The 22042-nt window shown below is 45.9% G+C and carries 20 protein-coding genes, 1 tRNA gene and 1 pseudogene; 17 read left to right on the plus strand and 5 right to left on the minus strand.

The genetic code is table 11. From position 1 onward, the window contains the following. Window positions 1–224: 224 nt before the first annotated feature. The 3 genes from HCN83_RS06410 to HCN83_RS06420 all read left to right on the plus strand — a co-directional run bounded on the left by HCN83_RS06410 (window position 225) and on the right by HCN83_RS06420 (window position 2237). Window positions 225–446, plus strand: coding sequence for a YneF family protein (locus HCN83_RS06410; protein ID WP_147802274.1), 222 nt, complete (start codon window positions 225–227; stop codon window positions 444–446). A gap of 113 nt (window positions 447–559) precedes the next feature. Further along, window positions 560–1633 (plus strand): tRNA 2-selenouridine(34) synthase MnmH, encoded by a 1074-nt coding sequence (mnmH, locus tag HCN83_RS06415; RefSeq protein WP_168005600.1) that lies wholly within the window; start codon window positions 560–562, stop codon window positions 1631–1633. A 94-nt stretch (window positions 1634–1727) separates the two neighbouring features. After that, window positions 1728–2237, plus strand: coding sequence for a CcdC family protein (locus tag HCN83_RS06420; protein WP_168005602.1), 510 nt, complete (start codon window positions 1728–1730; stop codon window positions 2235–2237). A gap of 59 nt (window positions 2238–2296) precedes the next feature. Here HCN83_RS06420 and HCN83_RS06425 read toward each other — a convergent pair whose 3' ends face one another. Continuing rightward, entirely contained in the window at window positions 2297–2755 is a 459-nt protein-coding gene (locus HCN83_RS06425; RefSeq protein WP_168005604.1) for a DUF2621 domain-containing protein, read from the minus strand. A gap of 40 nt (window positions 2756–2795) precedes the next feature. Continuing rightward, window positions 2796–2892, minus strand: a tRNA-Sec gene (locus tag HCN83_RS06430). 82 nt (window positions 2893–2974) lie between these two features. Here HCN83_RS06430 and selB point away from each other — a divergent pair. Further along, window positions 2975–4885, plus strand: a complete 1911-nt coding sequence (selB, locus tag HCN83_RS06435; RefSeq protein ID WP_168005606.1) for a selenocysteine-specific translation elongation factor — start codon at window positions 2975–2977, stop codon at window positions 4883–4885. A 135-nt stretch (window positions 4886–5020) separates the two neighbouring features. Here selB and selD read toward each other — a convergent pair whose 3' ends face one another. Next, entirely contained in the window at window positions 5021–6076 is a 1056-nt protein-coding gene (gene selD, locus HCN83_RS06440) for a selenide, water dikinase SelD (RefSeq protein ID WP_425483592.1), read from the minus strand. Between the two features lie 154 nt (window positions 6077–6230). On the opposite strand from selD, the pseudogene HCN83_RS06445 reads away from it, so the two are divergent. From HCN83_RS06445 to HCN83_RS06460, 4 genes and pseudogenes are all read left to right on the plus strand, one after another. Next, window positions 6231–6416, plus strand: a pseudogene (locus tag HCN83_RS06445) (Rdx family protein); the annotation flags it as partial. Window positions 6417–6531: 115 nt separating this feature from the next. Next, complete coding sequence (gene selA / locus HCN83_RS06450; RefSeq protein WP_343033661.1) at window positions 6532–7929, plus strand: L-seryl-tRNA(Sec) selenium transferase; 1398 nt, start codon at window positions 6532–6534, stop codon at window positions 7927–7929. 127 nt (window positions 7930–8056) lie between these two features. Continuing rightward, the gene (gene acnA, locus HCN83_RS06455) at window positions 8057–10777 is read left to right on the plus strand and encodes an aconitate hydratase AcnA (RefSeq protein ID WP_168005608.1); all 2721 of its coding nucleotides are present in this window, start codon (window positions 8057–8059) and stop codon (window positions 10775–10777) included. 387 nt (window positions 10778–11164) lie between these two features. Further along, the gene (locus HCN83_RS06460) at window positions 11165–11671 is read left to right on the plus strand and encodes a VanZ family protein (protein ID WP_168005610.1); all 507 of its coding nucleotides are present in this window, start codon (window positions 11165–11167) and stop codon (window positions 11669–11671) included. Here the strand turns inward: HCN83_RS06460 and HCN83_RS06465 are convergent. Next, window positions 11567–12241: a TVP38/TMEM64 family protein gene (locus HCN83_RS06465; RefSeq protein WP_168005612.1), complete on the minus strand. Its 675-nt coding sequence runs from the start codon at window positions 12239–12241 to the stop codon at window positions 11567–11569. The two genes, HCN83_RS06460 and HCN83_RS06465, sit on opposite strands and share 105 nt — an antisense overlap. A gap of 91 nt (window positions 12242–12332) precedes the next feature. On the opposite strand from HCN83_RS06465, the gene HCN83_RS06470 reads away from it, so the two are divergent. The 9 genes from HCN83_RS06470 to HCN83_RS06510 all read left to right on the plus strand — a co-directional run bounded on the left by HCN83_RS06470 (window position 12333) and on the right by HCN83_RS06510 (window position 21246). Further along, a complete protein-coding gene (locus tag HCN83_RS06470) occupies window positions 12333–14597 on the plus strand; it encodes an AAA family ATPase (protein WP_246238128.1) in 2265 nt (754 codons plus the stop codon). Then, on the plus strand, window positions 14594–15019 hold the full coding sequence (locus tag HCN83_RS06475; protein WP_168005616.1) for an acyl-CoA thioesterase: 426 nt from the start codon (window positions 14594–14596) through the stop codon (window positions 15017–15019). The genes HCN83_RS06470 and HCN83_RS06475 overlap by 4 nt, the downstream gene beginning before the upstream one ends. Before the next feature lie 60 nt (window positions 15020–15079). Next, window positions 15080–15409 (plus strand): hypothetical protein, encoded by a 330-nt coding sequence (locus tag HCN83_RS06480; RefSeq protein ID WP_168005618.1) that lies wholly within the window; start codon window positions 15080–15082, stop codon window positions 15407–15409. A 2-nt stretch (window positions 15410–15411) separates the two neighbouring features. Then, window positions 15412–16242, plus strand: a complete 831-nt coding sequence (gene nadE, locus HCN83_RS06485; RefSeq protein ID WP_168005620.1) for an ammonia-dependent NAD(+) synthetase — start codon at window positions 15412–15414, stop codon at window positions 16240–16242. Further along, window positions 16230–17099 carry a PHP domain-containing protein gene (locus HCN83_RS06490; protein WP_343033662.1) on the plus strand — a complete coding sequence of 290 codons (870 nt, stop codon included), beginning with the start codon at window positions 16230–16232 and terminating at the stop codon, window positions 17097–17099. The genes nadE and HCN83_RS06490 overlap by 13 nt, the downstream gene beginning before the upstream one ends. Beyond that, a complete protein-coding gene (locus HCN83_RS06495; protein ID WP_168005622.1) occupies window positions 17096–18301 on the plus strand; it encodes an EAL-associated domain-containing protein in 1206 nt (401 codons plus the stop codon). Before HCN83_RS06490 ends, HCN83_RS06495 begins: the two co-directional genes overlap by 4 nt. Before the next feature lie 230 nt (window positions 18302–18531). Next, a complete protein-coding gene (locus HCN83_RS06500; RefSeq protein WP_168005624.1) occupies window positions 18532–19680 on the plus strand; it encodes an MFS transporter in 1149 nt (382 codons plus the stop codon). A 76-nt stretch (window positions 19681–19756) separates the two neighbouring features. Beyond that, on the plus strand, window positions 19757–20425 hold the full coding sequence (locus HCN83_RS06505) for a TVP38/TMEM64 family protein (protein ID WP_168005626.1): 669 nt from the start codon (window positions 19757–19759) through the stop codon (window positions 20423–20425). 149 nt (window positions 20426–20574) lie between these two features. After that, a complete protein-coding gene (locus tag HCN83_RS06510) occupies window positions 20575–21246 on the plus strand; it encodes a DUF2207 domain-containing protein (RefSeq protein WP_168005628.1) in 672 nt (223 codons plus the stop codon). Here HCN83_RS06510 and HCN83_RS06515 read toward each other — a convergent pair. Further along, entirely contained in the window at window positions 21212–21970 is a 759-nt protein-coding gene (locus tag HCN83_RS06515) for a hypothetical protein (protein ID WP_168005630.1), read from the minus strand. The two genes, HCN83_RS06510 and HCN83_RS06515, sit on opposite strands and share 35 nt — an antisense overlap. Window positions 21971–22042: the final 72 nt, after the last annotated feature.

Below are 22042 nucleotides of genomic sequence, written 5' to 3' on the forward strand. Positions count from 1 at the left end.
CGATCGAATCGTTTTACCGCAAGATGCATGACGCGCATCACTCAACTTATTGAACCGCCGTGTACGGACCCGTACGCACGGTGGTGTGAGAGGACGGAGGGATAATCCCTCCTCCTACTCGATTGTTAAAATGTCGATTACTCAGCAAAAGCTTCTTTGCAAATGGACTGCTCTCATGTATACTAATGGAGGTTAGGAATTGTGAGCAGAAGGAGGGTCAGGCGATGCAGCTGTGGCTTGCGATATTGTTAATTGTCATCGCTTTACTGGCAGGAATTGCACTTGGTTTTTTCATCGCAAGAAAATATATGATGAATTATATGAAGAAGAATCCGCCGATTAATGAAAAAATGCTGCGAGTGATGATGATGCAGATGGGCATGAATCCATCTCAGAAGAAAATTAATCAAATGATGAAAGCAATGAACAACGCGAACGATAAGTAAAGCGCTTTGTTCTGCTGACTGTGCATTTGAAACCCGGATAAGGGGTGGCTGTTCGAGCTGATCGAACAGCTTTTTTCATATCCGGGGATACTGAAAGAGCAGGTGAACAAAATATGAGTACCCTTGAACTTCCATCTATCCAAGTGGCAAAAATGCTGGAGAAAAATCTGCCTGTTGTGGACGTCCGCTCTCCGGGGGAATTCTCGCATTTCTCCTATCCAGGAAGTATAAACCTTCCTCTTTTTTCAGACGAAGAGCGAGTTGAAGTTGGTACGACCTACAAACAGGCAGACCCGGAGCAGGCAAAAGATATTGGAATTGTACATTTCGCGGAGAAACTGCCGGATTATTACCAGACCATTAAAGAGCTGACAGAAAACGGGCAAAAACCAGTCGTCATCGCCTGTGCGAGAGGCGGTATGAGGAGCGGGAGCTTTGTTTCACTGTTTGCTTCTCTGCAGCTGCCGGTAGTTCAGCTGGAAGGCGGAATCCGTTCCCTCCGAGGTTATGTCCAGGCCGAATTGGAACGTCTTTCCACTCTTCCGTGGAAAGCGATTGTGATCGGAGGTTATACCGGCACTCGCAAAACAGTCTGGCTGGAAGAGCTTCAAAAACAGTCTTGGCCTGTGTTGAACCTGGAAGGACTCGCTAGCCACCGAGGTTCGATATTCGGTCACATTGGATTAGAAAAGCGATCTCAGAAGCAGTTTGAATGGCTTCTTATGAAAGAACTGCAAGACCTTGAACATTTTCCTTATATGATTATGGAAGCAGAAAGCAAGCGGATAGGACCTATCGTTTTGCCTGAATGGCTTCAGCTAGTGAAAGAGAACGGGGCATATGTAGAGCTTCACGATTCTATGGAAAGGCGGGTCTCCTATCTGCTGAAGGAGTACAACCCGGCGGAAAATGCCGAAAGTTTTCACGCAGCATTGGAACGTCTGAAAAAAAGACTGAAGCCGGACTCTCTTAAGATCATAAAACCAGCTGAGCAGCAAAAAGACTATGCTTTAATCTTTAAAGAATTATTGACGTCATACTACGATCCGCGCTACTCTCATAAACAGCGGGAGTACGCTGAGGATGACAGAATTTGCCCCGTATATGCAGAGTTGATGACAGATAATGAAATTTTACAAGCGATCGTCGAGGCGATTGAACTGCAGGCAGAAAAGCTGAAGCCATAACAGGCATACATTTATATGGTTTTGATTTTTGCAGAAGCATCGGGCTGCCTGAATATGCTATACTGAACGCGGGAGTGCGATAGGGGGGAGCGCTATGTATGCAGTGCTGTTTGCAGTAGCTGCCTTTCTGATGGCTTGTGCCGCAGTAATGATCCGGATGAGAGCTATGAAAAAGCCTGCGTCAGTTAAGAAAATCCTGATACCGCCTGCAGCTATGTCTACCGGTTTTCTTATGTTTTTATATCCGCCGGTACAGCAGATTACCTGGCTCGAGGCAGCTGAAGCGTTTACAGTAGGTCTGCTATTTTCTATTATTCTTATTAAAACATCGTCTTTTGAAATACGTAATGGTGATGTCTACATGAAACGATCCAAGTGGTTTCCCGTTATTTTAATGGGATTGCTTGGTTTGCGGCTCGTGTTTAAGCTCGCGCTTGGCATTTACTTCTCGTATGAAGTGCTGGCGGGAATGTTTTTTCTGCTCGCGTTTGGGATGCTGCTGCCGTGGCGAATTGCCATGTTTGTAAAATTTCGCCGGGTACAAAAAGAATTTTTAGGAAGACAGGAGAAGGAACCGCTGCAGGAATCGGCCGGTCCGGCCTGATCTCTGCATCTATAACGACAGAAAGCCGGCGGATCTCGTGATCCGCCGGCTTTCTAACTTTATACAGCTGAAGAGGTACCTCTTTCAGGCGATTGCCTGAAGTATTTCTCATAAGGTGCTGCATCAATATTTTTCTCTTTCAGTTTTTTTCTAAGAAATTTATGATCACGTTTCGGCGTAGCTGCAATGTAGCCTTTAATAATCAATTCCTGCGATAAGTAATCAGCCTTTTCTTCAAGTGCAAACTGACCAATTTTACCTGCAATTTTCTGTTTGGCAATATCGCGGAACAACTCAGGTACTGGCTCCGTTAATTCATTTAAAAGAGCTTTTTTATCATCGGTCCACAAATGGAGTGTTTTATCGATATAGTAGTCCTGCCAATCCAAAATGGATTTACCATCTTCTTTTGGCATTTTTTTCAAAAATTTACGAAACATAAAATATCCGCCAATCGCAACGAGTACAAACACTAGTACCGACCATAGCAGGATAAACCACATAAATATATCTTCCATCAAAAAGTCACCTGCTTTCTTTGCAATCTAGTGCAGATGTTGGCGGGACCGTGTGGGAATCGAACCCACCGGAGACGGCACGCGCCTCCCAAAAGGCTTTGAAGGCCCAGGTAAGCACCAGCTACACAGCCGGCCCCATATAATACTGCGTCGTAGATAATTATACTTGAAAAACACAATAGGATGCAAATAAGGTTGCTGAAATGCTATGATGCATGCATGAAAACGAAAGTGGTGAGACAGATGACACAGTTTGTTACTTTTGGAATGGCCGGTCATATCGATCACGGCAAAACGACATTAACGAAAGCATTGACTCAAGTAGAAACAGACAGACTGGCTGAAGAAAAAGAGCGCATGATTTCAATTGAACCTGGTTATGCTCCTTGGATTCTCTCAGACGGGGTACGTGGCGCGATCATTGATGTTCCGGGACACGAGCGGTTTATCCGGCAAATGATTGCCGGAGTGGCAGGTATAGATGCTGTGATGCTTACTGTTGCCGCAGACGAGGGCGTCATGCCTCAGACGAAGGAGCATTTAATTATTCTGGAGCTGCTAGGAATTGATTTGGGTATAATAGTAGTAACAAAATCGTCGAAGGCCGATGAGGAGATGCTCGAACTTGTTCAGGAAGATATACGTGAAGCTGTTCTAGGAACTTTTTTAGAGGAAGCGGAACTGGTCATCACGGATGCAGTGGAGGGGAAAGGATTGGAAGCGGTCAAGGACGCAGCGCTTCGAACTGCCCGCTGTGCGGAGTATCGGTCAGAGAGAGGCATTTTCCGAATGCCGGTAGATCAGTCTTTTTCTGTAACCGGCCACGGAACGGTCGTACGAGGTACGATTCACTCGGGTACTGTCGAAGAGGGAGATACACTTTACCTTCTTCCGAATAAAAAGGAAACTCGGGTGAAACAAATCCAGTCATTTGGCACGAAAATTCCTGCTGCTTATGCAGGAGACAGGGCGGCATTAAATCTGCACGGCGTTTCTACAGAAGAAGCTGTGAGGGGAACGGTGCTTGTTTCTGAAATAACTCCCCCGACTAAAAGAGTGGATGTCTGGATGAAACCGGGCAGTTTGTTTCATTATGCTTTAAAGCAGCGACAGACGATTAAGTTTTTTACGGGTACGACCGAAGTAACCGGGAGAATGATCTACTTTGACCGAAACAAGCTTGACCCCGGGACAGAGGAAACGATCTACTGCCAGATTGAGCTGGATACTGAAGCAGCAGTTTGGAAAGGCAGCAGGTTTATTTTACGTCGGGCAACTCCTCCTGAAACGGTAGGCGGTGGTGAGGTGATCGACCCGGCCGCTCTTAAGTACCGCTTTGGACAAGCGACAGTTGATCTTTTAAAAGACAAAGCGAGAGGCACGCCTGCAGAACGGCTCGAGCTTTTTTTAAATCAGACGGGGCCTTCACAAAAGAGAACGATTAAAGATGATGGCGCGTTTACAGAAGAAGAAATTTACGATGCTCTGGATGGGGACCTGGTCCGGGAAACGGGGAAATGGCTGTACACGAAACGTCACTTGGAAAAAATAGTTCATGCCGTTACAGCCCAGCTCTTTGAATATCATCGTGTTTACCCGCTGAGACCTGGAAAGGACATTGCAGATACGGCAAGTTCGCTGCCATATTCACAGCAGGCTTCCGAGACACTTATCCGGCTGGGGGCGTCTAATAAAGAATACCGAATCGATGGAAGGTTTATCTCACTGAATTCTCACCGTGCTCATTATCCGCAGGAGTGGGAGAAAAGAATGCTGCAGGTTGAAGCTGCACTAAAAAAGTCAAATTTAATGCCGGAACCATTTTCGACTATCAGTTCACATGCAGGGCTTCCCGAAAAATGGCAGAGAGAATTAAAACACTTTCTGATCAATGAGAAACGTGCGGTTGAAGCTGAGGATGATTTGTTATTTTACTATGCGGCAGTGGAGACTGCTGCTCAAAAGCTTTATGAAAGCTATCCTCAAGCATTGACGCTTCAGGACGCTAAAGCGGAATTGGGAATCACCAGAAAATATCTTGTTCCGCTGATGGAGTCCTTTGATCGGCAAGGATGGACTAAACGGAAAGAAGGGGAGCGTGTCTGGCAAACGCCTCCATTATCTAAATGAAGCGATTCTCCAAAAACCTCCTCGTCCGGAATTAGAAAGAATCAGCACTTCTGTAAATGGATAGACGAATAAAAGAGCCGTCCAGGTTGGGCGGCTCTTTTGTAAATAAAGCAGGCTTTATGGTGCCAAACCATATTATTTGTGAATGTGAACTGTTTTTTCGGATTTCTCCGTCACGTACCCGACAATAACTGCAGGGAATTTAGAGTCTTGCATATCCTCCACGTAAGCTTGAGCTTCTTCTTTATTCATCGTAATCATCAGACCGCCAGACGTGATGGAATCTGCAGCGGCAGCTTTTTCGTGCGGCTCCATATCAGGGCTGTATTGAGTATCATTTTCGAGCCACTTGATATTCTCTTTAGTACCGCCAGGAATCGTGCCTGCTTTAGCGTGTCTTGAAGTGCCGGGCAGAAACGGAATTTTCATGAAGTCAAAATGGAAACTGACGTCGCTTCCATCCGCCATCTCATATCCATGGCCAATCAGCCCGAATCCAGTCACATCTGTTACAGCCGTAGGATGGTACGAAGCCAGTTTTTCAGCGGCTTCTTTATTCAGCCATGCCATCGTTTCCTGTACTTGATCTATTTCCTTTTCTGAAGCCTTACCGAATTTAACAGCTGTCGTCAGAATGCCGGCGCCCAGAGGCTTCGTCAGCACAATTGCATCACCGGGCTGAGATCCTACATTACGGAAAATCCGGTCCGGATGAACGGTACCTGTGCAGCTTAAGCCAAACTTTGGTTCAGGATCATCGATAGAATGCCCTCCCGCGATGACAGCACCTGATTCTTTAACCTTATCAGAAGCACCTTTTAAAATAGATGCTAAAATGGATGGATCCAGCTTTTTAATCGGAAAGCCGACGATATTCAGCACCGTAATCGGTGTTCCGCCCATTGCGTACACGTCACTCAGCGCATTTGCCGCTGAAATCTGACCAAACATGTATGGATCGTCAACGATAGGCGTGAAGTAGTCTACCGTTTGTACGAGTGCAGTTTCGTCATTAATCTGATAAACTCCTGCATCATCTTTCGTATCGATACCTACGAGGAGCTTTTCATTACCATTATCTTTAGGCAAATGACGCAGAACCTGCGTCAGGTCCTCAGGACCAATTTTGCACCCTCAACCAGCTTTCTTTGTCATTTGCGTTAATCGCTTTTCACTTTGAAACATTACCATTCTAATTCCTCCTCTCCTTTCAATACGATATCATTATAACGCTGCAATTGACCAGGATAAAGCAATACACTAGAATAACAGTAAATAAGGATGTCAGGAGGTCTGGAGAATGAAGGTGCGAATTGAGTTTTGTATGCAGTGAAACTATGCTCCTAAAGCTGCGAGTTTCGCAGAAGCATTATTTAATGAAATGAGACGGGACATTGATCGTTTAGAGCTGGTGCCTGCATCAGGCGGGGCATTTGAGGTGTTTAAAGATGGAATTTTGATTTATTCCAAGCTTGACACAGGTAGTTTTCCAGAAGCTTCAGATATAACAGCAAAACTAAAACAATCATAACAGGAGTGATTGAAATGGTAAAAACGTTAATCAAACTGATTTTTATCGCAGGTGCAGGTGCTTACTCTTTCGGAGTTTATCAGGATGAGAAAAAACGGAGAGAGCTGAACGAAACGTGAATGAGAAAAGAGGACAGATGCTGCGTCTGCTTCCCTCTGTGAATCGTGTAATGGAGGAGCCGGAAGTTCTAGCGCTGGAGCAAGCTGGTTTTAAGCGGTCATATGTAACCGAGCTCATTCAACAGGCTGTTTCTAATGCCAGAACTTCCATACAAACAGGCAAAAAAGCTCCTTCGGATAAAACTGCACTGCTCGAAGACATTAAACAGGAGCTGCTCGACGCTTGCAGCCGGCATCCGTTCAGTTTAAGACGGGTGATAAATGGAACTGGGACTGTGCTTCATACAAATTTGGGACGTGCCAGACTGAGCCCGGCTGCTGTAAGACAGATGAATGAAGCAGCGGGTTTTTATTCAACACTTGAATATGATCTTGAACATGGAAAAAGAGGCTCTCGTGGCAGTCACGTTGAAGAATTAATCTGTAAAGCAACTGGAGCAGAGGCCGCCGTGGCAGTGAACAACAACGCAGCGGCTGTTTTTTTTGTGTTAAAAGCGCTGGCATCTCCTGATGATGTGCTTGTATCCCGAGGAGAACTTGTCGAAATCGGCGGCTCCTTCCGAGTTTCATCTATCATGGAAATGAGCGGAGTTCAGTTAAAGGAAGTTGGTACAACTAATAAAACACATTTAAGCGATTATTTGGATTCAATTACTGAAAATACATCTATGATTATGAAAGTGCATACAAGCAACTTTGCAATCCAGGGTTTTACTGCTTCCGTAACTCCTGCCGTTCTGAAAGAAGCGGCTGGAGACCGGGTCATTATTTATGATGATCTGGGAAGCGGTTCTCTCTATGATTTTCATCAGCACGGCATTGGTGAAGAGCCCCTGATTCGAACAGCAGTAAAAAATGCCGATATTGTAAGCTTTAGTGGCGACAAACTGCTTGGAGGACCTCAGGCAGGTGTTATTGCGGGAAAAAAGAAGCTTATTGATCAGCTCAGGCGCCATCAGCTGGCCAGAGTGCTGCGTCTTGATAAAGCTACACTGGCTGCTCTGGAAGCTACTCTGTTTGAATACTGTTACGGCAGTCCAGCCGAAAATATTCCAGCAGTCCGGGATATCTTAGCGACGCCGGAAGAAATTAAAGCACGCATTATTTCTTTTTTGGAGAACAGCCTGTTTCGGTCTCTTAAGGCAGAAATAGTACCAGTAACGTCCAGAATTGGCGGGGGTACGATGCCTGTAACCGAAATTGATTCCTATGCGCTGTCTGTCCATTTGCCGGGTGTGGAGATGAATGAATTAGACAGGATGTTCAGAAGAGCTGACATTCCAGTAGTTGGAAGAATCAGTCAGGATCAGTTTCTGCTGGATTTCAGAACGGTTGCATCAGAGGATTATGAACCTCTGGCAGCAGCACTGGAGAATCTCGACGCGGAAAAGTAGGCTTATGACCTTGCATTGTATTCGTTTTCACTTCATAATAATGGATGACTGGGTTCATGCCAGTGTTTTCAGGATTTAGACAATTTTGAAAATGTATTATATGATTATCTCAGAGGAGGGAATACATATGTCATCAGAAAAAACGCTGTACAATTCGAAAAAATCATTTGAAGCAAATGGAAAAACATACCACTACTATGATCTGGATTCAATTACAGAAGCTGGTATTGGGAATGTGAAAAAACTTCCTTATTCCGTAAGGGTTCTGCTTGAATCTGTTCTACGTCAATATGATGGAAGAGTGATTAAAGAAGAACATGTTGAAAACCTCGCGAACTGGGGAACGGACAAGGTTAAAAATGTTGATGTACCATTCAAGCCGTCCAGAGTAATCCTTCAGGACTTTACAGGAGTACCGGCAGTAGTTGATTTGGCTTCTCTTCGCAAAGCGATGTCTGATCTAGGCGGAGATCCGAAAGAAATAAACCCTGCCATTCCAGTGGATCTTGTTGTCGACCACTCTGTTCAAGTCGATCACTTCGGCTCAGCTAATTCTCTTCGTAAAAACATGGAGCTCGAATTTGAAAGAAACCTCGAGCGCTATAAGTTTTTAAACTGGGCTCAAAAATCACTTGATAATTACCGTGCGGTTCCTCCTGCAACCGGGATCGTGCACCAGGTTAACCTGGAGTATCTTGCAAACGTCGTGCAGGAGAATGAGAATGAAGCCGGTGAAACAATCGCGTTTCCTGACTCACTTGTCGGAACAGACAGCCACACGACAATGATCAACGGTCTTGGTGTTCTGGGCTGGGGTGTTGGAGGAATTGAAGCGGAAGCTGGTATGCTTCAGCAGCCGTCCTACTTCCCGGTTCCGGAAGTTATCGGAGTCAACCTGACTGGCGCAATGCCGGAGGGAGCCACCGCTACAGACCTCGCTCTGAAAGTGACTCAAGCGCTGCGTGAAAAGAACGTAGTAGGTAAGTTCGTTGAGTTTTATGGTCCTGGACTTGCCGATATGACACTTGCAGATCGCGCGACAATTTCAAACATGGCCCCGGAATACGGAGCTACTTGCGGATTCTTCCCGGTAGACGATGAAACGCTTAACTATCTCCGCTTTACAGGAAGAAGCGAAGAATTGGTTAACCTTGTTGAGACTTATACGAAGGCAAACGGCATGTTCTATACACCGGGCGGAGAAGATCCGGAATTTACAGACGTGCTTGAAATTGATCTCGGCTCCATTCAGCCAAATCTTTCCGGTCCTAAACGTCCTCAGGATTTAATCAGACTTGCTGATATGAAAAAAGAATGGCAGCAGGCTCTTACTGCCCCTGTCAGCAACAAGGGCTTTGGTCTTTCACCCGAAGAGATCAGCAAACAGGCCGAGGTCACTCATCCGGACGGCAAAAAGTCTGTTCTTGGAACTGGTTCCCTCGCAATTGCTGCCATTACGAGCTGTACTAACACGTCAAACCCGCACGTTATGCTCGGTGCAGGATTGCTTGCTAAAAAAGCTGTCGAAAAAGGACTCGATGTGCCTGCGTATGTTAAAACGAGTCTCGCACCAGGTTCTAAAGTTGTAACGGGTTATCTTGAAAATGCAGGTTTGATGGAGTATCTCGATAAGCTAGGGTTTAACCTTGTCGGGTACGGCTGCACGACATGTATTGGTAACAGCGGACCGCTACCAGAGGAAATAGAAAAAGGGATTGCGGACGAAGATCTGACCGTTGCGTCAGTATTGAGTGGTAACCGAAACTTTGAAGGAAGAATTCATCCGCTTGTAAAAGCTAACTACCTTGCGTCACCACCGCTCGTTGTAGCGTATGCGCTTGCTGGAACTGTGGATATTGATTTCTATAACGAACCTCTGGCTACGAATGCAAATGGTGAAGAGGTGTACTTTAAAGACATTTGGCCGTCAAATGAGGAGATTCAGGCCGCTATGGAGCAGGCAGTGGATCCGAAACTGTTTAAGCAGGAGTACGCACACGTATTCGACAGCAATGAGCAGTGGAACGCACTTGATACGCCGGATGGTGATCTTTACAACTTTGACGACGAATCTACGTATATTCAAAATCCGCCATTCTTTGAAAATCTGTCTCCCGAGCCAGAAGATGTGAAGGAACTGACAGGACTGCGCCCGGTTGCTAAACTTGGCGATTCTGTTACTACGGACCACATTTCACCTGCAGGTGCTATCGCAAAAAACAGTCCTGCCGGAAAGTTTTTGATGGAAAAAGGACTGAAGCCTTCCCAGTTTAATTCGTATGGTTCCCGACGAGGAAATCATGAAGTAATGATGAGAGGGACTTTTGCCAACATTCGCATCAAAAATCAGCTGGCACCTGGAACAGAAGGCGGCTATACAACTCACTGGCCTACTGGTGAAGTTATGCCTATCTACGACGCGTGCATGAAGTACAGAGAAGAAGGCACCGGTCTCGTCGTTCTTGCTGGGAATGACTATGGAATGGGAAGCTCTCGTGACTGGGCAGCAAAAGGAACGAACCTGCTCGGAATCAAAACAGTCATTGCCCAAAGCTTCGAACGGATTCACCGAAGCAATCTTGTGCTGATGGGTGTACTGCCGCTTCAATTTAAGAAGGGTGAAAGTGCAGAATCACTCGGTCTTAAAGGAACGGAGCACATCGATGTACACATTACAAACGACATTCAGCCCCGAGATATGATCAAAGTAACCGCTACTGATAAAGAGAGCGGCGACGTAAAAGAATTTGAAGTTCTTGCCCGCTTCGACAGTGAAGTGGAGATTGACTACTACCGTCATGGTGGTATTCTTCAGATGGTGCTTCGAAACACTCTGCAGCACAACTAAACATCGCAGCTTAATGCGAAGCCGGAGTATTCGCCGGCGACAGACGAGAGGCCCTCCAACTGGAGGGCCTCAAGCTGTTTATAAGGTTTTTTCTTTGTATGTATTCACGCTGACAACATGGATGCAGATTGGAGAAGCTCTGCAGCTTATATTCGTCATTACGATTGAACACTCGGCATAATTGAATCATATTTTGGTTCGGAAGAATAGTTGATGACTGAAAAGGTTCAGCCTGTGAGAGACAGTGCTGCACCCCCGGCTGCTTTATTCAATTAATCACATAGTAGTTTGTATGAAATACGAAACGGAGTCCTGTTCACCTTGTTTCTTGTCAAACACCTGTATGTTATCCATAATAAGAAGGGAACTTGCATGGAGGTATGTCCGATGAAGACAGAAAAACGGGAGCGAGGACGTCCGCTTCTCTTATTTATATTTATTGCATACATAAGTGTTCTTTTTTATGTTGTTTTTCTGGCATGGAACCATGGTTCGTCCTTCGGTCTTCAAGGTCCCGGGGGGCGCAATTACAATCTGGATCCATTTCTTAGCATTTACCGCATCGCGGTCTACAGCGAAAATTGGCAGGATCCGCTCATCATTCTTGGAGGAAATGTTCTTCTTTTTATTCCATTTGGATGTCTCTTCCCGGCTTTAATGAATTGGAGCAGGCTGTCTGAAAAAGCGGGATTTATAAAAACAGCAGCCGCAGCTGCTGTTTTATCCACCTTTATCGAAACGGTACAATACTTGTTCACCTACCGAGTAGCTAACGTAGATGATGTGATCTTAAACACGGTCGGCGGGGCTGTCGGGTATTTGATGTACGCCGCCTTGAGGCATTTTTTCAACCGGACGGATCCATCTTCGGTAAATGACGTACACAAACGCTAGAAAAATAGAATAAATGAGAGCCATATAAAGCAGCTCGATTGGATTTGTTACAATTGAATGGCCAATCATGGCAAATAAAATCATAGCAGGCAGTTTTCCGATGGCAGAAGCAATCGAATAAATAAAAAAGGAAATTCTGCTGACACCGCCGTATGCGTTCAGGATGATGGAAGGAATCACTGGAATCATTCGAAGCACCGTCAAAACCATAAACGCGTTTTTCTCAAACAGTAGGGTGATTTTGTCACCGTACCTGCTCTTCGCGATTAGCTTTCTCCCACCTGCCTGAAACCCGCCGTACCGGATCATCATGAAAAAAATAATGGAAGCTGCCGTTGAGCCAAACCATACAATCAGTGCTCCTGCAGGACCGTATGCAGCGCCAATGACGCCTCCAACAATCGGGTATGGAATAACGGGAAATAAAGACATGAATACGGCAACAACGGTCACCGGCAGAATAGAAGAAGCATCTGCTTGTTCTATCCATATAAGCAAATCGTGGCGGTAGATCCAAAGCAATATTACAAAAAGCGCTGTAAAGGCGATCATTATCCATTTATGACGCATTTTTCTTCCTCCTTCAGGTCCTATTTCAGTATAATCCATTCTTAAGAACCCGTAAAACGATACACAGAAAGGTGGGCTTTTCTTGAATCAGATGGAACAGCTTGAACAGCTCCAGCATCAGCCGCTGGAGCTGTTGAACGAAAATCAGATTATGAGAATAATTTCAGCTCTTCCTGCTGATGATCCTGCAGCGGAAGAGTGGAAAGCGCTGGCTGCAGCAGCCCGGTACGTCCGTAAGCAATCAATGGACGAACGCGCAGATGCATACTTAAATGATGTGTTTGAACATGGAGAACCGTCTAAGAATGCTTGTATAACGGTCCAAAAACTGCTTGCACGCGTCTTTGAACATGATTGGTTTACCGGAGGATTCCCGAGAATCAGAGAAACGGATCATGCGCAGGGCAAGAAAAAGGCAGCGGAAAAAATGAAGCATCAGTTAGAGCAGGCCTTAAAAACGCTGCAAATTTTCCAGTCTTACCAGCTTAAAGCAGAAAGTGTCTGTTCGATTGACGATAACACGGAGGAAGCGGATAAAGTAAAATCTGTAATCAAGTTGATGGATGAAATGCCGGAAGCCGTGAGACAGGCTCAAGATGCGGCTGAAGAATACAGCTCGTCCATCAGCGGAATTTACGCCTCCAAAAGCGCTAAGGCTGAGCTTGACAAGAAGCTGCAGCTTGTGATGAAGCTTGCAGACAGCTGGAACAGCCTGTATGAAAACCATAAAAATGAGCAGCCGGATGCGCTTATGAAATTAGATGCAATGACTGGTCTCGGTTCCGTCAAAAGCCGGGTTAAGCAGCTTTTTTACTATTTACAGTTTGAACAGGAGCGGGAACGAACAGGCCGATACAGCACCAGTACAAGGAGTCTCGATATGATTCTTACAGGAAATCCCGGCACTGGAAAAACGACCGTTGCACGGCTTCTGGCCGGTATTTATCACCAGCTGGGTATGCTGCCGAAAGAGTCAGTTGTGGAGGCGGACCGTTCCCGGCTTGTCGGGGCATTCGTTGGTCAGACAGAAGAAAAAACGAGGGCCGTGATAGAACAGGCATCCGGCGGCGTCCTGTTTATAGACGAAGCTCACACACTTTTCCGGCAGGATACCTCGGGCTCTGATTACGGACAAACGGCAGTGGATACGCTGGTGGCGGCGATGACGAGTGAAGAGTACGCAGGGACCTTTGCGGTTATACTTGCCGGATATGAAGACGATATGCGCAGCTTTTTAGAGGCTAATCCAGGTCTTCGCAGCCGTTTTCCACAACAGAATTTTATACATCTTCCCGATTACAGCATGGATGAGTTGATCGAAATAGCTGAAAAAACTGCACTGGACAATGATTTTATTTTAGATGAAGACAGCTACCCGATCATACGGCAACGACTTGAAGAAGAAATGGTCGACGAAAGCTTTGGGAATGCGAGAACCGCGGAAGAAATCATCCGTCAGGCGGTTTTCGCTCAAGGAGCAGCCGCTGCTGAAAAGCAGGCTTTTACTGAAGATAATCTGGCTGTGCTCCAGCCTGCCTATTTCAAAAAGTCATCCGAAACAGCTACTCAGCATCCACAGACTGAATTAAATGAACTGATTGGGCTGGACGATGTAAAGCGTGAAGTGATAACGTTGGCCTCGTTTGCACAGGTTCAGCGGCGCAGAAGAGAAGAAGGGTATGCGTCTGTTCCGGTCGAGCTTCATTCCTTATTTGCTGGACCACCGGGAACAGGGAAAACGACTGTAGCATCGCTATTTTCACAAATACTCGGGGACCTGGGATTTCTGAAGCGTGGACATTTAATAACCGCCGGCAGGGCAGATCTTGTCGCAGGATATTCCGGGCAAACTGCGTTAAAAACAAAAAAAGTGATTAAAAAAGCGTTAGGAGGGGTCTTATTTATTGATGAGGCTTACTCGCTTTACCGACCTGGTGACGATTTTGGCAGAGAAGCAGTTGACACACTGGTAGAAGAAATGACGAAGCACGGTGAGAACCTTGTCGTTATTTTAGCAGGGTATGAAGAACCATTGCAGCAGCTGCTGCAATCCAATCCAGGTCTTACCTCCCGATTTAAAAAACAAATCTTGTTTCCTTCGTACAATACAGATGAGCTTCACCGCATTCTGCTTCATCATATTACACGATCCGGATATGAGGTAAATGAGAAAACAAAAGCTGCGCTGCGTGAGGCTTTAAAAGGGAAAACGTTTCCAGGTAATGCTAGAGACATGAAAGATGCGGTAAGTGAAGCCGTGCAGCAGCATGCTGCCGCTTATTTAAAACATGAATCACGCAGTATCAATGAACTTGTGGAAGCTGACTTCATCAGACTAAAGGAGGAGAATCGATGATCAATCAGACTGACATCTCTGTACGATATGCAGAAACCGACCAAATGGGCGTGGTGTACCATGCGAATTATTTAGTCTGGTGTGAAGTAGGCAGAACCGCTCTTATGGCCGATCTAGGTATTCCGTATCATGATATGGAAGCGGAAGGGATCCTTGCCCCGGTGATATCCATTGAGGCGGCTTACAAGTCCCCGGCCAGATTCGGGGATAAGGTAACAGTCCATACTCAGGTGGCTGCTTATAACGGCCTGCGTGTTACGTACAACTATAACATCACTGCCGGTGATAAGCTTTGCATGACCGGCACGAGCGAACATGTGCTGGTCGATGCTGAGCGCTTCCGGCCACGAAGCATGAAGAAAAAATATCCAGTCTGGCATGAAGTGTATGAGAAAGCAGCTCAGTCCTTTTCACACCTGTAAAGGCTTGTGATATAGTAGACTCATTAGAATTAGGGCCTGACAAAAAGGAGAGAAATGCGAATGGCTTTCGGAGTTACGAAACAGGAGCTTGCTGCATGGAAGCATTCGGTTCGCTCAGGCAAGGTAGCCTTTCTGACACATTTTTGGTATGACAGGCGCTTTCCACAGTATAATACGGTTACCAAGGCAGCTTGTTCGGACCGCAGCAGACTGATTGAATGGGGGTTGTCTTATGGACTGCGAGAGACGTGGATTCACGAGGAGAGATACTATCCACATTTTGATTTAATCGGAGCCGATGAGTTTCGAATCCTGCAAGAAGAAGGAGAACTGGAAAAACTGCTGAAGCTCCGATCGCGGGCCGGCAATGATCATGAAAGGATGATATAAGCATGCATAACCTTCAAAAAGAAATTATTCATCAGCTTCAGGTGAAGCCTGAAATTGATGTTCAGGAAGAAATCCGATCCAGAGTGAACTTTTTAAAGGCGTACCTGAAAAAATCCGGTATGAAGGGATATACGCTTGGAATTTCCGGCGGCCAGGATTCTTCATTGCTCGGGAAGCTGATTCAGACCGCAGTCAATGAATTAAATAACGAAGAGGAACATGCAGACTATTTATTTCTGGCGGTCCGGCTTCCTTACGGGGTTCAGCAGGATGAAGATGACGCAAGTATGGCGTTAACCTTTATCGAACCATCAAGAACAGTGACGGTTAATATTCAAAAAGCCGTTGATGCGTCAGTAGAAGCGTTTGAAGCAGCTTCTGATGAAAAAATGTCCGACTTCATCCGCGGCAATACGAAGGCGAGAGAACGGATGAAAGTTCAGTATGATCTTGGCGCACACTACCAGTGCCTTGTAGCTGGAACGGACCATGCGGCTGAAGCTGTAACCGGATTTTATACAAAATTTGGCGATGGTGCTTGCGATATTGCGCCGCTTTTCGGTCTTACGAAACGACAGGGTGCTATGCTTCTGAAAGAGCTCGGTGCACCGGAACGTCTTTATACTAAAGCCCCTACAGCTGACTTGGAAAGTGACAGACCTCTTCTTTCAGATGAAGAAGCTTTGGGAATTACCTACAATGAAATAGACGATTATCTCGAAGGGAAAGAAATAGATACGGCAGCCAGAGAAAATCTGGAACAGCGTTATGTGCAGACAGAGCATAAGCGCCAGCTTCCTGTTACCGTCAACGATTACTGGTGGCAGCATTGACAGGAAGGGCAGACCTTCACTGTCACTCAACATGCTCTGATGGCATGCTGAGTCCTGAGCAGCTCGTGCATAAACAGGCGGATGCCGGCGTTTCTGTTATGTCTCTGACCGATCATGATACGACTGAAGGACTGAAGCAGGCTCGCACTTTATGCAGCGAGAGAGGCATCACTTTTATCAACGGTATCGAGCTTTCTGCGTCATTTCATGGAACGAGTGTGGACGTGCTTGGATATGGCTTCCATGAAGAGAGTGCTGTACTGCAGTCTTACTTAAGTCACGTACGCGATCTTCGAATAATCCGGATGGAGCGTATGCTCGAACAGTGTCAGAAAAATGGCGTTCTCGTGACGATTGACGACTTAGCTCCGTTCGTCACAGGATCTGTGCCTGCTCGTCCTCATCTTGCTAAAGCGCTCGTGCATCTTGGATATGCATCATCTATTCAGAACGCATTTCGACGGTACGTTGGCTCCTCTGCGCCCTGCTATGTAAACAAGCAGGAAGAGGTACATCCGCTGGAGGCAGCTTCGCTCATTCAACAGGCTGGAGGCTTTGCAGTCATCGCTCATCCTGTCTATTACGGATTGGACCAGGAGCTGAGCAGCTGGCTGCAGGATACTCGGATAGACGGTGTTGAAGTGTATCACAGAGATCATATAGAGCAGGATATGGCTCGCTATAAAAGAATGACTGAAGATGCGGAAACACGTTCCCGTACTCTGCTGAAAACGGGCGGAACGGATTATCACCACGAATCCTTTGGAAGGACAGGAGAGTACATCGGTGCTTCGCAGCTTCCGTATGAGGAAGCAGTCCGCACCGTGAACCATGTAAAAGGAGGCCGCAGCCAATGAATGATGATGATATTCGACGAGACAATGATTATATCGATGCGGCGCTGAAGCCGGTAATTGGAGCTGAAAAATACCATATTGCCGGTTATGAAGTGATCGGGTGTCTGCAAAAGAATGGAGATACGATTCCACTGAAAGCATTCTTTGACTCCGCTGAAAATGACATGGCGCTGAAATGGCAAACCGACAAGCAGCTTTACAGGCTTGCAGCTGAAAAACTTCTGGAAAGAGAGAGCTCGGCAAAGCTGTTTATGAATATGCTGCCTGAAGTATTCACCGAGCTGGATGCGATTGAAGATCTGATGGAGCTGCTTCAGGAATTTCATGAGTGGGGCCTTCAGCCAAGTCAGTTTGTCGTAGAAATTAATTCAGCTGGACTGGAAGGCCGTCTTGATGAATTAAGTCACTCCATTTTATACTTAAAAGCTTCCGGTTACGAAGTCAGTCTTGACAACATAAAAATTGCAGATACACATCTGGAGCAGTTTGCTAAATTAGAACCAAATATAATAAAAATAGATGTTTCGGATTTAAGAACATCCAGTTCCTATACAACATACAGTGAAATTCTTGATACACTCTCCTATTTTGCGAGAAAGATTGGCTCTTCACTTCACTTCAAAGGTATTGAAGATGCTGAACAGTTTCATGTTGCCTGGAGATATGGGGGATATTATTATCAGGGAGAATATATTGGCAAGGACGTTCATGAAGTGGTGGAGAGCAGTTCATTTGAACAAAGTGTGCGTGCTGATATTCACAGCTTTATCGACCGGCACAGCAGAAGGCTGAAAAACGAGCGTGAATTTGTAAAAAACATGGATGATAAACTGCGTCAGCTTGTTCACACGAAAGATTCAGAAAAGATGATGAAAGAGGCTTCTAAAACGTTTCATGCCGAAGCTTTTCGTATGTATATTTGTGACGAATACGGCTATCAGATGTCGGCAAACTGGACGAAACGATCAGGGGACTGGGAGCAAAACAAAGAGGCAAAAGGAAAGAACTGGAGCTGGAGAGTATACTTTCTCGATCATATGTCCCGGATGGCTTTCAATCGAAACGGAATGCTTTCTGATAAATACAGAGATATTGAAACGAATGAGTTGATTCTTACTTATTCTCATCCTCTTCAAAGCGAGCAGTTCTTATTTATTGATATAGATCCTATTTACCTGTACGAAAAAAACTGGTTTATTTAATTGTATGACCGAAATGATGCTGCAGGGTATGATGAAAAGCATGTTCAGTCTGTTTACGTTTTATTTCAGCCGGCGACGTATGTCAGCCCCTGAGCCGCATCTTTTCTGAAGCACTTCCAGGTATGAAATGAGTTTATGTACTTGCAACAAGCCCGTAATGTACGTTTAGCATACGGGTTTTTTTAATGTTAATGCTGTCCCGTAGTCGGAAACAGCTGAAAGGAATAGTAATGAATGCAATTCATAATTTAAAAGGGACACTTTTGTTTTTTCACGCGTCAATGACGATCATTATCAGCTACCTGCCGGTATATTTTCAGTCCATGGGGCTGACTCCTTCCGAGATAGGGACGCTGATGGCTGTAGGCCCTGCAGCTGCGATTGCAGCGCAGCCTTTCTGGGGGTTTATGAGTGATAAATGGAAAACGGTCCGTCTTATACTGCTCATTTGTCTGGCTGGGGCCGCAGCGGTTGGAGCAGTTATGTTTCAGATAGAACAGTTTATTCTGCTCATTCCCGCCGTCTACTTGTTTTTTTCGTTTTTATCTCCGGCCGGCGGATTAGGGGACAGCCTGGCTCAGAAAAAGGCGATCGAAACCGGAATCTCTTTCGGCAGCATCCGTATGTGGGGATCAATCGGATTTGCGACAGCCTCTCTTGGCGGGGGATATGTGCTCAGTTACACTGGCATTAATTCGATCTATTATGTATTTCTGCTGTTCATTACGGGAGCATTCCTGCTGGCATTTCGTTCACCTGACAGCGTGCCTGCAGCAAAAAAAGCTTCGCTGAAAGATGCTTTTAAACTGCTTGGCCGGAAAAAGCTTTTGCTCTTTCTCGCTTTTGTGCTGTCTATCAGCTTAACGCACCGGATGAATGATACATTTATCGGACTTTATATGGTAGAGCTCGGAGGGAATGAAGCTCTCATCGGATGGGCTTGGTTTATAGGCGTGTCTGCAGAGGCGGCGATGTTTGCAGGAAGTGTGTATTGGATGAGACGATTTCAGCCGCTGACTTTAATCTCTATCGCAGCTGCTGTCTATGCTGTCAGGTGGATGCTGCTGGCGTCTGCACAGGATCCATATATGGTCCTGCTTATTCAACCGACTCACGGTATTGCTTTCGCTATGCTGTATTTAACCGCTATCCAGTATGTCGGCAAACTTGCGCCTAAAGAATTGATGTCCACGGCACATCTGCTCTTAATTTCCGTCTTTTTCGGTGTTTCAGGAGTGATTGGTTCTTCTTTCGGGGGAGCTGTTATCGAAGCAGCGGACGTCCGGTTTTTATATGTCCTGATGGCTGTTATGGCTTCGGCAGGATTTATCGGATCCCTGTTTTACCGAAAACATCAGGATGAGCCGCATGAGTCGTGATTATGTGCTCGTTCGATTATACTGGAGATAACGACAGCGCGAAGTCTACTGTTGCGCTGCATGAAGGAGGGGTGCTATGAATAAAGGCAAATGGGTCTACGCTTCTATCATTGCAGCGCTCCTTCTGCTCATGTATGTTCAGTGGGATACCATTTCTCTTTTACGAAATGAAGAGTTAGATGAGATTCTGACACTCGCTGAGGAGAACCGTTATTATTTTTTACTGCTTACGATTCCCTTAATTGTCGTACAACAGCTGTTTACCCTTTTTCCGGTGATTGTTTTAATAGCCGTTCATTTCCTTCTTTTTCCTGTTACAGAAGCTTTTTTCTATAGTCTCCTTGGAACGGCTGCTGGGTCGATGCTTTGTTTTGCCGCAGTGCATGAATTTGGAGGCAGGTATTACGAGCGGTTCTGGCGAAATAATAAGAGCAGGTTTGCCCGAGCAGAAACCTTGATTCAGTCCTATTCTTTTTACGGAATCATTCTTTTACGGAGCCTGCCATTCATGCCGAGCAACCTTATTTCCGCAGCTGCAGCTATTTCTCGAATTCCCACGAGAACATACTTATTCTCCACCATTGCAGGCAATATATCAATGGTCTGGATGCTTTCGCTGCTGTCAGCACCGGTTTGGATCGCTGATTCAACGATGTTTTCCTATTTTCTTGGAGGCTACTTGCTATTTTCCGCTGGTATCATTGTGATGTTCTTCTTGGACAGGAGAAAGGAGCAAACCGTATGATCTTGGTTTATGTCTTGGTAACGTTGATTCTTACTGCTATTCCTGTTATCATGCTTCACCGCACAAAAAGAAATCTCAGGCCAGGGCCCAGAGTAACACCGGCCATGTATGTACAATCATTTCGAAATTCCCATTCCGCATCTGCGCTTATGGACATGATCAGATATCTGCAGAAGCGGGGCTTGATCGTGTCGGTTCAGCTTGGGACCGGTCCGGTGCTGATACAACCTTCCAGGCCTGTAGAAGGAATGGCGCATGAAACGTTTTTAACTAAGCTGCTTTTCTCGTATGCTGAAGACGGACGTCTGTCACCTCCTCTGATTCGCTATCATCTCGCGGATGAAGCTAGGAGAAGAGAATTTATGATTCAACTGGAACGTTATGAGGAAATAGTGAAAGAGGACCTCGCGAGAGAAGGGTATGCCGTTAATCGTCCGTATATCCAAGGCTTTTTTCTGGCAGCAGGAGCTGTTCTTTCAGCGCTTGCCGGCACTCTGCTTATTCTCGACCCGGCCTGGGCGGCTGTTCCGGCCTCAGGCGCTTTTTACAGCTTTTTTCAGGCTGCCCGGTTTCCATGGGTACACCATACGAATAAGATGCCGGAGCAGGTATGGAATGGCAGAGAGCATAGTAAGGTCCCATTCCTGTTTCAGGATCCTGGTGAGTTTAAAGCGGAGCGCAGCATTGTACCTGTTTATGCTGCCGGTTCAGGGGCAATGGCAGCTGGGAGTTTTCAACTGGATGAATTCGGTCCTGAACTGGAAAGTGTGATGGCTGCAGAGCTGATTAATGTCGCAGATCACGGCGGGAACGACGGCTGAGCCTGTATCGTTTTTCAGCGAATTGTCTCATCACAAACTGATGAAGCGGTGCCTGTACGAGCTTATACAGAACCCAGGGCATGGAAGGTTGAAAATGAGTGATCGCTGCATACGTTAAACCGGGCTTTAAGTCAGACCTCATGAACCAGAGCCTGGCTTTTGAGCGGTTTTCTCGATGGGAAAGGAGTCCTCCTTTTACCACCCATGCGTCCACATGGTCAGAAATGGGCTTTGGATCATGCTCAAGGTGCAGCATCGTTTTCCCGAACGCTTTTATACGAACCGTCTTTCCAGTCTGATCCACTCTAATTAAAGAGTGGAATAGTTTTGGCAGAAAAGCGAAGTAACTCCGAGATAAATACGATGCAGGGGTTTTTGTTTTTTCATACCATGTTTGTACGGAAGTTACATGTCTCTTAGCTGCCTTTTCTTTTGAGATCGAGGCAGGAGCAATTTGAACGGCAGTTCCGAACGGCTCAGCAGCACGAAGGAACAGCTCGTATAAAAAAGCCGTACGACTGGCGATTGAACCTTGCTGAAACGCATCGTTAGTTGATAGGTTCAAATGAAGAACGATAACATGATGGTGCGAACATACGTGTGCTAATGATGCCGGTGTCAATCTTATGGACTGACGATCCTGATTAATCCGAACGTAGTAGTGATCACCGGAATCCGGCGGCTGCACCTTATTGTCAAAATAAATATCCGCTTTCATCAACATTACGTTCACTCCTTTAACCTTCAGGCCTGCTTAAATAAAAAACGGTTACCCGTTCAGGACAGTCCAGGTTCC

Origin of the sequence: Alkalicoccus luteus (genome assembly GCF_012034335.1) — a bacterium.
GTDB classification, from domain to species: Bacteria; Bacillota; Bacilli; order Bacillales; family Salisediminibacteriaceae; genus Alkalicoccus; species Alkalicoccus luteus_A.